The sequence below is a fragment of the Ancylobacter sp. TW_SC_1 genome, from assembly GCF_056836805.1.
In genome coordinates this window covers 4,160,457-4,172,940 of the sequence record NZ_CM166365.1, presented here as the reverse complement: position 1 = coordinate 4,172,940, position 12,484 = coordinate 4,160,457, and the positions used below count along the sequence as shown (strand labels likewise).

Sequence of the window (12,484 nt, the reverse complement as noted above, 5' to 3'; positions counted from 1 at the left end):
CATGGCCATGTTTTGGGACGAGGTCCTCCTCTGGTTTCATGAAGCGCGGGACATCGACCGCGAACGCTGGGCGCCGTTGCGCCTGCTCGCCGCTCGCGCCACCGGGGATGACGCATGAGCAATCTCGACGTCGCGTTGCGTCTCCGGCTGGTCAACCAATTGTCGGGTCCTGCGAACAAGGCGGAGAAGGACCTGCGTGACATTGATCGCGCGGCCAGACGTCTGAATGGTGCCCGCGGCGGCCAGCGGCTTGCCGGCGATCTTACGAAGGTCACCGGTGAGGCGAATAAAGCCGACGCGGCGATGCGCAAGCTTGATCGCAGTGCCGCCCGCCTACGAGATGCGCGCGGCCGTTTTCTTCCGCCCGCCGGCCTCGGCGGTGCGGTTCGGGGGGCGGGCGGAGTACGCGCCGGCGCTTTCGCCGGCGCAGAAGAGGCGGCGGCCGCAGCTGGAGCGTCACCGCTGGTGTATGGGCTCGCCGGGCGCGGCCTGGGCGTCGCGGGCGGGGGGGCAGCGCTGGCCGTAGCAGGCGTGAGCGCGGCTCTCGGCGGCGCTGTCTCGCAGGCTGTTTCCTTCGAGAATGCCATGGCCGAGGTCCGCAAGGCCGTGGAGATGCCCCAAGCTGAGTTCGATGCGCTGGAGCAGACTATCCTAAGCCTGAGCCGGACAACCCCCCTCGCCAAGGAGGAGATTGCCAAGCTGGTTGCCCAGGCCGGCTTCGCCGGGCGCCCGGTGGAGGATCTTGCACGCTTTGGAACCTTTGCGGCCAAGGCCGCGGTCGCCTTCGGGCTCTCCGCCGAGGAAAGCGGAGACCGTCTAGCCAAGCTCGGCAATGTCTTCCAGCTCAACCAGGAGCAGATCGAGGCGCTCGCCGACGCCGTGAACTATCTCGGCGACAACATGGCCGCGAAGGAAGCGGACATCATGGAGTTCCTCTCGCGCACCGGCGGGCAGGCACGCATCTTCGGCCTGGCCGAGGCCGAAGCCGCTGCTTTCGGGTCGGCCATTCTCTCGCTCGGCGTTTCGTCCGAGGTGGCGAGTACCGGGTTCAACTCACTACTCACAAAGCTCCAGACCTCCTCGAAGCAGAGCAAGGCGTTCCAGGGCGGGCTGAAGGAGCTCGGCCTGTCGAGCAAGCAACTGTCCAAGATGATCGCGGAAGGGCCGGCCGAAGCGATCGTCGAGGTGTTCCGTCGCATCAAGGAACTCAAGCCCGAAAAGCAGATGGGTGTTCTCACCGACCTCATGGGCCTTGAATACGCGGACGACGCTGCCCGCATGGCGCAGTCTTTGGATCTGATCATCAAGGCGCTCGACATGATCAATGATCCGGCGCGCAGCAAGGGGTCTGTCGAGCGCGCATTCAGCATTTTCGACGAACTGACCTCGTCCAAACTCACCAAGGCCGGCAACCAGTTCGCTGCCCTCGGGGCGAACATCGGCAAGTGGCTGACCCCCGCCATCGGAGGAGCCGCGGATGCCGTTGCCTCTCTCCTGGAGAAGATCAACGCCGCTTTCGACCGATCGGCGCAGATCGAGGAGATGGCGGCGAAGCGGGCGAAGGGTGAGGATCTGACCCCCGAGCAGCAGGAGAAGCTGAATAACGATCCGTCCCTCAAGCGCGAGGTCACGCTCGCGACGGGGCAGAAGGATCATCCTATCATCGGCGCCGTGCAGCGGCAGCTGGAACTGGAGCACGAGATCGCGGCCGACGAAGCGGCCGCGAGTAAGGGCGACATCGGGGCGCAGCAACGCCTTCTCAATCTCCGGGCTCAAGCGAACCAGATAAACGCCGAGATTGAGGCGGCGATGAAGGTGCCGGGCGCGGCCGAGGCTGCCACTCAATCCATGGCGGCGGTCGCCAAGGCGATCGGTTCGGAGGGCGAGCAGGCTGTACAGGAGGCTCAGGCGATAGCCGATCGCATTCGGCAACTTTTCAACTTCACCGCCACGCCCACTATCTCGCCGCAGTTTGCGCCGGGCGGCGGCGCCACGATGAAAGACGGCTCACCGGTTCCGCTGCCGCCCTCGAAGCCGAAGCGAACGAGCTCGATCAACAACTCGCGTTCCGTCGCCCAGGCCAACACCATCAATATCTACGGCGCTTCCGACCCGCAGCGTTCGGCGCGGGCGGTCGATCGTCGTCTGGCGCGGCTCGGCTCCGGTGCGAGCGCTCTCAATGACACGGTGGGTTGATCCATGGCGCTGATGTGCGTCGGCCCGCATGTATTCCGACCCGTGGGGCTCAATGGTCGGGAAATGGAGTTCACCACCGAGGCGGTCCTTGCGGAGTTCCCTCGCTGGGGAGGGGCGGACGGTGCGCAGTTTCATGGCATGCGCCGGGACACCTTTGTCATCATGGGTGTGCTGTTCCCGTCAGCCATTGGCGGCCTTCCCGACTATCAGGCGATCCGCGCCAGCCAGCACAGCGGCCGTGCGCTCCCCGTGATCCAGATGGCGGCCGGCTTCGTCGGCACGGTGCTCGGCACTTTCGCGGTCGAGCGTGTGTCCGACCTGTCCGAGTACGGCGGCCAGAAGCTCGGATTCGAGGTGGAGTTGCGGACGGTATGACGGTCGATCGCATCTACCGCACGACGCGCGACGGCGAGCGCCTGGACAGGATCGCCCGCGCCGAGCTCGGCACCGAGAAAGGCGGCACGGTCGAGGCCATTCTCGACCTCAATCCTGGCCTCGCCCGCAAGGGGCCGCACTTCCCGGTCGGCACCGATATCAAGCTGCCGCCGCGCGGGACGGCGAAAGCGTCCGTGAAGGTGCCGCGGATCTGGGGCGATTGATGAAAACCCCGGTCTTCCAGCTTTTCAAAGGCGACACGAACCTTATGGGCTCGATGGCGGCCTATTTTCTCGGCGCATCGCTGACCGATGAGGTCGGCAACCAGAATGACCAGCTGCAGGTATTCCTCAACGACGACCTCCGGCAATTGCCATTGCCGAAGGAGGGCGATCTCCTCAAGCCGTGGGCCGGTTACGAGGAGACGCAGGTGCGCCCGCTTGGTGCCTTCAAGATCGAGAAATACGGCCTAGGCTGGGAGCCCGGCGGCGCCGAGGCGATGGTGATGACGGCTCGAGCGCTCACCTATACCGGCGAGGTGAAGGCCGGCGGCACCATGCATTTCGACAACCAGAGCCTTGCCTACATCCTGGGCGAGGCGGCGCGCTCGGCCGGTTTCTCTCTTGCCATCGATCCGCAGCTTGCCGAGGTGCGCATACCCTACGTGCTGCGCTGGGAGGCCTCGCCAATCGACTTCGCCTCCCGCCTCGCGGCCGAGCACGGGGGCGTCGTGAAGCCGGGCGGCGAGAAGCTCGCCGTGGTGCGCCGCGGCGCCGGCACGGATGCCGCTGGCACCGAGCTGCCGCGCATCCGGGTGCAGCGTGTGGGCAGCTCCGGCTGGAATGTCGAGGGCGAGCCGCGCCCGCGCTTCGGCAAGGTGGCCGCGGCGTGGCAGGACCCGGCCAGCGGCCGGCGCAAGCTGGCCGAGAAAAGCGCCGGCAGCGAGGGGCCGACGAACAATCTCATTCACCCGCGCGCCACCGAAGCAGAGGCCGAGGCGGCGGCGGAAGCGCGAGCCCGCGAGCTCAACACACAGACGGGTTCCGGCTTCTTCGTGGTGGAGTTCGATCCGGTCTATTCGGCCGGCGCCCTCGTCGAGGCGAGCGGATTCGGCGAGGGGATCGACGGCACCTGGCCGAGCGAGCGGATTTCGACCAACTGGCAAAAGGGCTCGCCCGTCCTGTCGACGATCGACGTGACGGCAAAACCTGAAGGAGGGAAGAGCGGTGATGAGTGACGGGGTCCGGGTGGACCCCGGCGCGGGCAAGTTTTGCGACACGCCCCGCGTGCGGCGCGCAGACATGACCGCAACCCCGCCCCAAGCTCGGACGAGCGCGGGCGAGGTGCAGCATGTGGACTTAAGATTACGTGAACGACATAAGATGCCGCTGCGGCGCGCTGCTTTTCCGCGCCGCCGGCGGTGCCCTGCGGGGAGCTGTCGAGATCAAGTGCCGCCGGTGCGGCACGATCAATCTGTTGAGGCCGATCGAGCCCGAATCCGAGCGCCGCGAGCGTCTGTCCAATGGAGACGACGCATGCGGCATCACGCCGAGACGATAGACCAGGCGACCTTGTATCTGGGCGACGCTCTGGAGATCATGCCGAGCCTCGATCGCCGCTTCGCCATGGTGCTGGCCGATCCGCCTTATTGTTCGGGTGGGGCGACGGCTGGTGAACGGATCAGGGCCACCAGCGCCAAATACCAGTCTCCGGAGAATCGAGGGCTCTATCCCGAGTTCGCGGGTGATACCCGCGATCAGCGGTCCTTTCTCGCCTGGTCGACGCTCTGGCTCGGCCGTGCACGGGAGCTGGCTTTGCCCGGCGCCATCTGCGCGGTCTTCTCCGACTGGCGGCAACTGCCGGTCACCACAGACGCCCTGCAATGCGCAGGCTGGATCTGGCGCGGCATTGTCCCCTGGGACAAGACCGAGGGCAGCCGGCCCCAGCAGGGGCGTTACCGCATTCAAGCGGAGTACGTCGTGTGGGGCACCAACGGGCCCCGACCGCTCGCCGGCGGTACGGCGCCGGGCGTCTTCCGGATGCCCAAACCGCACAAGAAGCATCACATCGCCGGGAAGCCGGTGGAACTGATGGAGGGCTTGCTCAAACCGATCGAGGGACCGGTGCTGGATCCATTCATGGGCAGCGGCACAGTGGGCTTAGCCTGCGCCCGCCGCGGTCTGCCTTATGTCGGCATCGAGGTGGAAGAGGCGTATTTCGATATTGCCGTTGGAAGGCTGCGCGAAGGTGGGGCAGCTAGTCCAACTCGTCCGGCGTCAGTCCATAGCGGGCCAGGATGACGGCCGGCTCGAAGTCGCCAAGGCTGGGATCGCCCGAGCGGGCGAAGGCCAGCGCGCCGGCGCCTCGGGCTGCCATGGCACTGGCGCGGGATATGGCCGCCGGGGCGCTCTGCGCCTCGGCGGGCTCTCCGGGAACGAGGTCGCCATCATCGTTCTCGATAAACGGCAACGCCACAAAGTATGTGATCCTAGCCATCGCCTTTCCCTCGCCGGAGTTCTCCGCCGGCATGACGTTGGAATTTGAGTGCGTCCGCCTCATCGCTGAAATGGATGGCGATGAACCGTTGTTCTCCGATCGTCTCGCCGAGGGAGCGTGGAGCACAGGAGGCATAGAACCGCCCGCCGGCGAGAAGATCCCGGTGGTGCTCCTCGGGAAAGAGCAGCCGGTAGGGATAGTCCCGGCGGATCATTCCCGGACTGATTTCACCCTTCCGACGCACGGGCGATCTTCCGAGAAGGACGGGCGCGGACATAGCCCCACGACGCTTCCTTGCGGGCCACTTCCAGTTCCACCTCCAGATAGTGCTGCCCGATCAGGAACGCCTTTATCGCCGCCCGAGGATTTCCGCCGCACATCGACAGCACCTCGTCGACGTCGGCGTCCGTCACGGCAATGGGTTCCCGTTCGGCGGGCGGCTGCTCGCTCGTCATGGTCGTCTTCCCTCGCTGATGGCGAGATTGATTCCATGAGAACAAAAAGAGAACAACTGAAAAATGGATCACGCTGCATGAAGAGGTGCGGATAGCACCCGCTGGAGCCGGTCAATTGGCCTTCAAACCCGCTTCAGCGGCTGGCCATATGATCCTTCGCGATTGGCCATTTGTTTTTGCGCGCTACAAGTAGCGCCGCCGTTATTGTAGCGCGAAAAAACGAATGGCCAATCGCGAAGGATCATATGGCCAGCGGCTTAGGGGGCGTTTTGTCGCCGCTTAGTCAACCGCTAGCAAACTGGGATCCGCAGCGGGGGCAATAGCTGGCGCCTTCAACATTCAGATGTCGAGTATTGCCCTTCGCACGGGAAGCCGCCGCCACCGCCACAACCCACCGATTGAGCGCCGAGCGGCTTATGGGTCGAAGGTTTCGCAAAGAAAGGTGCCGGTTTACTTCGGCCCGAATCTCGACCTGTCTCAGCGTCCCGTGATCCACCTCGGCACAGAGCCATTCGAAGATGTCCGGCGCGGACGTTGCGAGCCGTTCCACGCTGCTCGGCACGCCACGCCGGAACACCCTCATGTCTCAGCCCCACCCGACTCGGACCCAGGCGCCGGCACCGTCGACGTCAACCACGACACCGGCGACAGAGCGGGTGCTGCCTCCATGCGTCTTGGCGACGGTCTGGTCATCCACGATGAAGCAGTCCTTGCCGATCTCCGAGGGGGTCACAGCGTCGGCGGGTAGGTTCATGAAACAGAAGGTGCCTCGCTGTGTGGTGACTGCCTGCGCGCCTGCTGCCCCGCCGCGATTATCCACACCGTGATCGGCGATGCCGAGAGCAATAAGCCCGGTCGCCGTGTGCCCGGCTTCGGCGTAGCCATCGGCCATCACGACCAGCGCGCCACGATGGATGAGGGTGTCGGCGGCTACAGGAGGGGTTGAAGCAAAACCGGCCTTGTAGGGTGTCGCGCGGGGAGCAGTAAGAGCGGCCATGATTGTTCCTTTGAAGGTGGGTTGAAGGGGCCTCAAACGAGGTCATGAAGCGCGCTGGCGCCGGTCGAGAGACGGGCGAGGCGGCGATCCACCTCGCGAGCCGTGCGCGCAGGGTCGGTGGATCGGATGTTGAACGCGAAGTTCTGAGTGACGCCGCGCCCGCCGAGCGATGCGCCCCGCCCGGCCGGTGCCGAAGGTCCCGGGGTCGGCTCGGAAGCGCGCGGCGCCGGACGGAACGACATGGGCTCGACCGTCACGCCGCCCTCGATCTGGGGCCGAATGCGCGGCGTGATCGTGACGCTTCCCCGCTGTTCGATCTGGCGCATGAGATCGTCCATCGTCTTGACGGCCTCCGGCCCCGTTGAACGGAGTCCCCGATCAAGGGCGAAACCCGCATCGGCGCCGTTCTTTCGCAGCGCATCGAGGTCAAGCGGCTTACTCGCCGCCGTATAGCCAGGCATGTCGCGCGCTGCTGCGGCGCCCGTTGCGCGCCTCTCTTGCTGCTCCCGGCGCCGGGCCTGCTCTTCCTGCGCAGCATCGGGCCTGGGAAGCCATTTGCTGCCGAGCCACGGCGTCATCGGGTCGTAGAGGTCATCAAGGGTGCGTTTCCACGCCAGCTTGATTTTCTGAGGCAGGGGCGCCCAGCTATCCAGCTTCTGTGCCGCCGAGGCATCGGCCTGCGCCTGCTTCTCGGCGGGCGTTTCGGCCAAAAACTGCCAGTCCTTTTCGACGGTGCCGGCCGAGCCGTTACGGATAGCCTTCACCCATTCGTCAAGCTGTTTTAGGTTGGGAAGCGTGGCGCGCAAGGCATTCTGCACCTCAGCGTCACCAAACAGTTCTGAAACAAGAAACGGGTCGCCGCCTTTCGTCTTCTTATCGACTGTCTCAAGAATGGCAGAGACGTACGATTTTCCTTCTTTTTGGGCGCGCGCGTACACGTCACGAAGATCGACGCCCTTTTCCTTGAAGTTCTTGACGGCGTCCGGCGAAAACACCTTCTGAAACAGGTTCGCCAGATTATTACCGGCCGCGTCGGCGGTGCCCGATCCCTGCCGGACGATCTGTGCCAGGGCGTTGATTTCGGCGGAAGCGTCCAGCCCCGTGTAGCCCATCCCCTGATAGGACGCGCCGAACTGCGGCATGAATTTCGCGACCGAGTCGGCCTCGAACCGGCCGAGCTTGGTGCCTTTGGCGATCTGGTCGAGATAGGCGGGGATCTGGTCCGGGGTGAGGTTCAGATTCTGGATGCCGGCAATGACCGTCTGCGCGATGTTCTCGGGGCTGGCGTCCATCGCCTTCACCGCACGCGCGGACGGATCGGTGATCTTCTGCGCCGTGTCGAGATCGACGCCGCCGGCCACGAACGCGCTGCGAAGCGGCTGCACCTGTTCCGGCTTCATGCCGTATTTCAGGCCGATGGCCGTATCCTGCTGGCGCAGCCGCTGGATGACCGCCGGATCGCGCAGCTCTGCCGTCACCGCGAGGGAAGCGTACTTCCGATCCAGAGCCGTGACGCGCTTCTCGACTTCATTCAGGCCGGAGATGATCGCGGCGGGAGCGGCGAAAGCCAGCAGCGACGAGAACGCATCTTTTGCCGAGGCGCCGAGATTGACGAAATTCTTGTCCAGGACGCCAGCCTTGTCGCCGACATCCCCCATACCCTTCTTCAAGCCGCCAAGAGAGCCCGAACCGGCATTCTCCAGCTGCTTCGCCTTGGCGCTGGTGAGGTCCAGTTCCCTCTGAGTGAGCTTGGCCTGTTCAGCCGCACGTTTGAGGCTATCGCCTACCCCTCGGCCGGGGCGAAGCTGTTCAAGCAGGCGAGCCTCCCGCGCGACGCCGCCCAGATTGCGCTTCGCCCGCTCGGCAGCGGGCGCGATGCCGGCGAGGCTCGCGGGGGCAGAACCATTGCCCGACCGCTTGACGCCGTCCAGCGCGCGGCTGATGCCGTTCAAATCTCGCTCGGCCTTGCGCGCCGGTCCGCCGAGATCGGCGAGCAACTTCACCCGCAGGGCTACGTCAAGATTGCTCATACCTGTTCCTCAGCAACGGGATGGGCGGCGTGATGCCACTGGAGAACATCGTCCCAAGGCATCACCAGAACGGCGGTGAGTGGCGTGTGATAGGCCTGCGTTACGTTCCTGACATAGGAGCGCCATCCGCTCGGGACTCCGGCGAGGCGATACCCTCGCGGAGTTCTCGGGGCAAAAAATCGAAGGCCGCCTCTGCCACCGTGAGGCCGTCTTCGGCGTCGAGCCCGCGAATGACGCTGGAGGGAAGGCCGGTCATGATGGCGTAGAGATCAGCCGAGTCGGCTTGTCCCGCCGTGGTCCGGTCTGCCCAGCCGCCATACTCGCCAGCCGTCACACGCCTCACCTTCACTTCGTTGAGAACGCGACCTTCCCACAGAAACGGGAAGGCGAGCGGAACCACGCGCTCCCGGCGGTGCTGATCGAGAAACACCATCCCCGGAGCGGGAGCCGGGGGCGGGGGCGTAACAGTTTCGGGCGGCGCCTCGGGAGTGGCCCGCGCGTTGAGATACAGGGCATCCGCCGATTCATCGTCATGGGAAAGAGGGATCATTGTCGGTTCCTCGCGCCAGTGAAAACGGGCTCAGGTCAGCTGTCCCGGCTTCAGCGAAAGCTGCCGGCTGATCGTGTCGCGGGCGGTATTGGACGGTTGCGCACCGCCCTCCGCCGCAAGGCTGGCCGTCAAGCTCGCCTCCACCTCCGGCGTGAAGGGGGAGGCGAACAGACTGGCGAAGGCCGGCCCGGTCTGTGCGACGAAGGTGTCGAACGCGGGCTCATTGGTGCTGCAAAGGGCAACCGCCCATTCCCGCAGTGCCGGCGCCAGTTTCTTCTGCCGCAACGCCATTTCGACTTTGTCGAGAACACGCTGGCGCTTGCCGGCCTCGCGTTCGGCGGCGAGTTCGGCGACCGTCGAGGCGAGAGCCGTCATCGTCGCAGGCGTCTCGTCGAAACCAGCCGCCTTTGTCTTCAGCGCCGTGATGGCGGCAATGACCGCCGGCTCATCGGCATCCGCCTGAAGGCCGAGAAGGTCGAGAAGCGACTTCGGAAAGGTCATGACGGAAGCACTCCGTGAAGGGGCGGACGGCTGCGCCGACGCCACGGCGACGAGGTCGAGAGCGGGGGTGTTGGTGAGCGCGGCGCTATGGATCGGCCCGACCGTTCCATCTTCGGCGTGCAGAAAGGTCGGGCTGATGTACCGATACTCGCGCGCGGCGAGCATCGCGGCGGCACGGGGGGTCCATTCAACCAACCCCCATATGCCGGTGGCACGCGCTTCTAGCTTCTGTACCCAGCCGGCGGCCGGTGCCGGCTGTCCGTTCCTGGCCGAGCGAACCGTCTGGTGATCGTAGTCGATTGGCAGCTGCGTTCCGCCAGCGCGGGCGAGCGTCGCGGCGATCACCTCTTCCGGGTTCCGAAGCTCGAAGCGCCGGCCATCGCGGCAGCGAAGCACGCCGGGCGACATCAGGTGAACCCACTGCCGCCGCTTGCCGGCAGCTTCCGCCGTGTCGAGACTCGCGAGGGACGAGGCGAAGCTCATAGCCCCGCTCCTATGCCACGAACGGCGTGAGAATGAGGTTCGCCGTTCCCTTCCAGATGTTGGTGGTGCCTTCGACGGTATCGCCGGTAAGAAGCTGGCGCGCCTGCGTTTCCAGCGACGGCGGCACCACAAGATCGGTCGGCGTCACGCCGAGGATGAGGCCCCGGTCGCCGCGCTGGTTCATCATCGCCTCGCGCGCTGCCGCGTAAAACTCGGCCGTCAACGGGGCCGTGGAACCGTAAGCAAGCTGCCAGAGGCCGAGGCCGCAGTTCACGCGGGCGCGGATGCCGTACAGAAATTCATCCCGCATGAAGACCGACTGACTACTGCCCTCGGTGACGCTCTGGAATTCGTAGTTTTCGCGCTCCTGCCACACGAGCGGCTTCACTCCCCGCGAGGTGTCGAGAAGGAACCACGCCGGTCCCTCGCCGGCCGACATATTGGAGACATTCTCCTTCGACCCATCGGCCTTTACGACCTGATGCTTCGTGTCGAAGAAGTTCTTGCCGTCATAGCATTTGGACGTGAAACCCTTCGCGAGCAGACCGAACGCTATCTTGTCCGGGTGTTGCTTAGTTACGCGGCCCATTTCGGAGAAGAGCGGTTTGTAGATGCCGAATTTATCGTCCGCCATGTCATCGCGCTTGACGGTAACGGTCGATTCGAACTTCTTGTTCTTGATGGAAAAGCCATGCGCTTGCAGGCTGTGCACGTGACGGTCGCCGATCCATTCCCGCAGGTCGGGAAACTGGCCGAGCCATCCATATTCCTCTTCCGACGACGACGAGCCGACCCGCATCGCCACCTTGTCGATATGCGAAGGCGTCGCCTCGAAATGCTCGCTGTAGACCGCCTGGAAGCCCTTGAAAGCAAGGTCGAGGTTCGGGCCGTCGATAATCATATATTCGATCCTGTGTGGCTCTGTGTGGAAAGCCGAATGATGATGTCGGGCATCGGCCGCTTGGGATTGATCCCGTGATCCCAAGCGGCCGCCCGGCAAGAGAAGGTTACGGCGCTCGGGGCACTCGCCTTCTCTTGCGGAGCTTGGCTGTGTAACGCCTCACCGTTCTCAGTGATATTCCAAGACGAAGTGCAACAATCCGTCCAGAAACTCCCTGGTCGGTGAGCTTTTCGCATTCCCTCTCAATGAGGGCGCCCCTAGATCGCCACCTAAGTGGCGGAACAACTTCCATCCCGAGGCCCCTTCCACCAAGTGGATGAATACGGAACTCGGCACAAATCTTTTGCGCATTCTCGAAACCGACGAGCCCAACAAGCCAATGCTCTGGATGGGCCTTCGCAGGGACGTTCACTTTGACCCCGCCGAAACCTTTCAAGAACTCGTCTGCTGCCTCGGGCCCTCCATATTCAAGGATGAGGTCCAGCAGTCGACTTCCCTCATCCGCCACCGATTTCCTCCTTGCGCGCGTTGCATGGAAATGAATGACTGAGGCCGGTGACATCTGTCACGGTGACAGGTGTCACCGGGCAGGCGGCTTGGCGGGCTAAGACACCGCCGCTCTTGTCGTCATGTGCCGGAAGAAAATGAGGGGAAGCTATCGGTTCGGCCGCAGCATCGAATTTGAAGGCTGTTTGAAAGCCGTGGGCGGGCGCTTCCGATTTCTCGCGAGCGTGGAGCCGAAAACTGTGATTTCCCGCCTGCGGTCAATTATGCGCATTTTCGCGAGGCGGAGAAATCGCCTCTTTCGCCGCGTGGCAGACAGCGTTAGAGTCTGCGTGCGGAGAAATTGCCGTTCACGGGTGGGTACGCCTGCTCAAGGAGGATGTAACGCCCTCCCTCCGCATCTTTCCTTTCGCACTCGATACGGGCAAACTTGTCACGCGGGGAAATCGACGTCCGCCGTGCGTGCGCGCCCGGAAGGAGGATGTGACGGCCTCCCCCCGCAACCTTCCCCGTCTCAGACGGTCGGCCGCACGAAGCGGGTCAGGCCGCGCTTGGCTATCAGTTTCTCCAGCATGCGCAGTTCGCGTTCGATTGCGCGAACGTCTTTCGCGGGAGAGCCGCCCGCCCGCATCTCAACGAGCAACTTTTCCGCTTGGTCCCGCATTTCCAGCACTCGCCGGGCGAACCCTTCGGGCGTGAGGGCGTCAGACAGGTCAGGACTTGGCTCGGTCATCGGGCGCTGCTCCCTTATAGGCCTTGGTTTCCGCCTCGCCCCCCGCTTTTAGCCCAAGTTCAATCAGTCGGCGGATTGCTTCCGCACGAGTGGTGATCCTGTTCCTAAAACGCCAATCATCGATGGCGTCGGCCTCTGACCGCGTAACCATCAAGGGCAGGCGCACATCCTTAGGCTCATCATTCATCGCTTCGCTCCGACCTTACGGCCAGATTGCACAAGTTGGTTGACAGGCACAAGAAGCGCGATCACCATATGTGCAA

At 64.2% G+C, this 12,484-nt stretch carries 16 protein-coding genes; 6 read left to right on the top strand and 10 right to left on the bottom strand.

What is annotated here, in order from left to right:
* The first annotated feature begins 114 nt into the window (after positions 1-114).
* The 6 genes from AC1PZ7_RS19725 to AC1PZ7_RS19700 all read left to right on the top strand — a co-directional run bounded on the left by AC1PZ7_RS19725 (position 115) and on the right by AC1PZ7_RS19700 (position 4,871).
* Entirely contained in the window at positions 115-2,196 is a 2,082-nt protein-coding gene (locus tag AC1PZ7_RS19725; protein ID WP_482356880.1) for a phage tail tape measure protein, read from the top strand.
* A 3-nt stretch (positions 2,197-2,199) separates the two neighbouring features.
* Positions 2,200-2,571, top strand: coding sequence for a phage tail protein (locus AC1PZ7_RS19720; protein WP_482356879.1), 372 nt, complete (start codon positions 2,200-2,202; stop codon positions 2,569-2,571).
* Complete coding sequence (locus tag AC1PZ7_RS19715; RefSeq protein WP_482356878.1) at positions 2,568-2,795, top strand: tail protein X; 228 nt, start codon at positions 2,568-2,570, stop codon at positions 2,793-2,795. The genes AC1PZ7_RS19720 and AC1PZ7_RS19715 overlap by 4 nt, the downstream gene beginning before the upstream one ends.
* Entirely contained in the window at positions 2,795-3,808 is a 1,014-nt protein-coding gene (locus AC1PZ7_RS19710; RefSeq protein ID WP_482356877.1) for a phage late control D family protein, read from the top strand. The genes AC1PZ7_RS19715 and AC1PZ7_RS19710 overlap by 1 nt, the downstream gene beginning before the upstream one ends.
* A 131-nt stretch (positions 3,809-3,939) precedes the next feature.
* On the top strand, positions 3,940-4,131 hold the full coding sequence (locus tag AC1PZ7_RS19705) for a zinc finger domain-containing protein (protein WP_482356876.1): 192 nt from the start codon (positions 3,940-3,942) through the stop codon (positions 4,129-4,131).
* Positions 4,107-4,871 (top strand): DNA-methyltransferase, encoded by a 765-nt coding sequence (locus AC1PZ7_RS19700; RefSeq protein WP_482356875.1) that lies wholly within the window; start codon positions 4,107-4,109, stop codon positions 4,869-4,871. The genes AC1PZ7_RS19705 and AC1PZ7_RS19700 overlap by 25 nt, the downstream gene beginning before the upstream one ends.
* Here AC1PZ7_RS19700 and AC1PZ7_RS19695 read toward each other — a convergent pair.
* The 10 genes from AC1PZ7_RS19695 to AC1PZ7_RS19650 all read right to left on the bottom strand — a co-directional run bounded on the left by AC1PZ7_RS19695 (position 4,828) and on the right by AC1PZ7_RS19650 (position 12,408).
* Positions 4,828-5,067 carry a hypothetical protein gene (locus tag AC1PZ7_RS19695; protein ID WP_482356874.1) on the bottom strand — a complete coding sequence of 80 codons (240 nt, stop codon included), beginning with the start codon at positions 5,065-5,067 and terminating at the stop codon, positions 4,828-4,830. The two genes, AC1PZ7_RS19700 and AC1PZ7_RS19695, sit on opposite strands and share 44 nt — an antisense overlap.
* On the bottom strand, positions 5,060-5,281 hold the full coding sequence (locus AC1PZ7_RS19690; protein ID WP_482356873.1) for a hypothetical protein: 222 nt from the start codon (positions 5,279-5,281) through the stop codon (positions 5,060-5,062). Before AC1PZ7_RS19690 ends, AC1PZ7_RS19695 begins: the two co-directional genes overlap by 8 nt.
* 13 nt (positions 5,282-5,294) lie before the next feature.
* Positions 5,295-5,522: a hypothetical protein gene (locus tag AC1PZ7_RS19685; protein ID WP_482356872.1), complete on the bottom strand. Its 228-nt coding sequence runs from the start codon at positions 5,520-5,522 to the stop codon at positions 5,295-5,297.
* Positions 5,523-6,108: 586 nt separating this feature from the next.
* Positions 6,109-6,519, bottom strand: coding sequence for a hypothetical protein (locus tag AC1PZ7_RS19680; RefSeq protein WP_482356871.1), 411 nt, complete (start codon positions 6,517-6,519; stop codon positions 6,109-6,111).
* A gap of 32 nt (positions 6,520-6,551) precedes the next feature.
* Positions 6,552-8,549: a phage tail tape measure protein gene (locus tag AC1PZ7_RS19675; RefSeq protein ID WP_482356870.1), complete on the bottom strand. Its 1,998-nt coding sequence runs from the start codon at positions 8,547-8,549 to the stop codon at positions 6,552-6,554.
* Positions 8,550-8,649: 100 nt separating this feature from the next.
* Positions 8,650-9,099 (bottom strand): hypothetical protein, encoded by a 450-nt coding sequence (locus AC1PZ7_RS19670; RefSeq protein ID WP_482356869.1) that lies wholly within the window; start codon positions 9,097-9,099, stop codon positions 8,650-8,652.
* Positions 9,100-9,129: 30 nt separating this feature from the next.
* Positions 9,130-10,008, bottom strand: coding sequence for a phage protease (locus AC1PZ7_RS19665; RefSeq protein WP_482356868.1), 879 nt, complete (start codon positions 10,006-10,008; stop codon positions 9,130-9,132).
* Positions 10,009-10,093: 85 nt separating this feature from the next.
* A complete protein-coding gene (locus tag AC1PZ7_RS19660) occupies positions 10,094-10,984 on the bottom strand; it encodes a Mu-like prophage major head subunit gpT family protein (RefSeq protein WP_482356867.1) in 891 nt (296 codons plus the stop codon).
* A 1,018-nt stretch (positions 10,985-12,002) separates the two neighbouring features.
* The gene (locus AC1PZ7_RS19655; RefSeq protein WP_482356866.1) at positions 12,003-12,221 is read right to left on the bottom strand and encodes a hypothetical protein; all 219 of its coding nucleotides are present in this window, start codon (positions 12,219-12,221) and stop codon (positions 12,003-12,005) included.
* Positions 12,202-12,408, bottom strand: a complete 207-nt coding sequence (locus AC1PZ7_RS19650) for a hypothetical protein (RefSeq protein WP_482356865.1) — start codon at positions 12,406-12,408, stop codon at positions 12,202-12,204. The genes AC1PZ7_RS19655 and AC1PZ7_RS19650 overlap by 20 nt, the downstream gene beginning before the upstream one ends.
* Positions 12,409-12,484 lie beyond the last annotated feature (76 nt).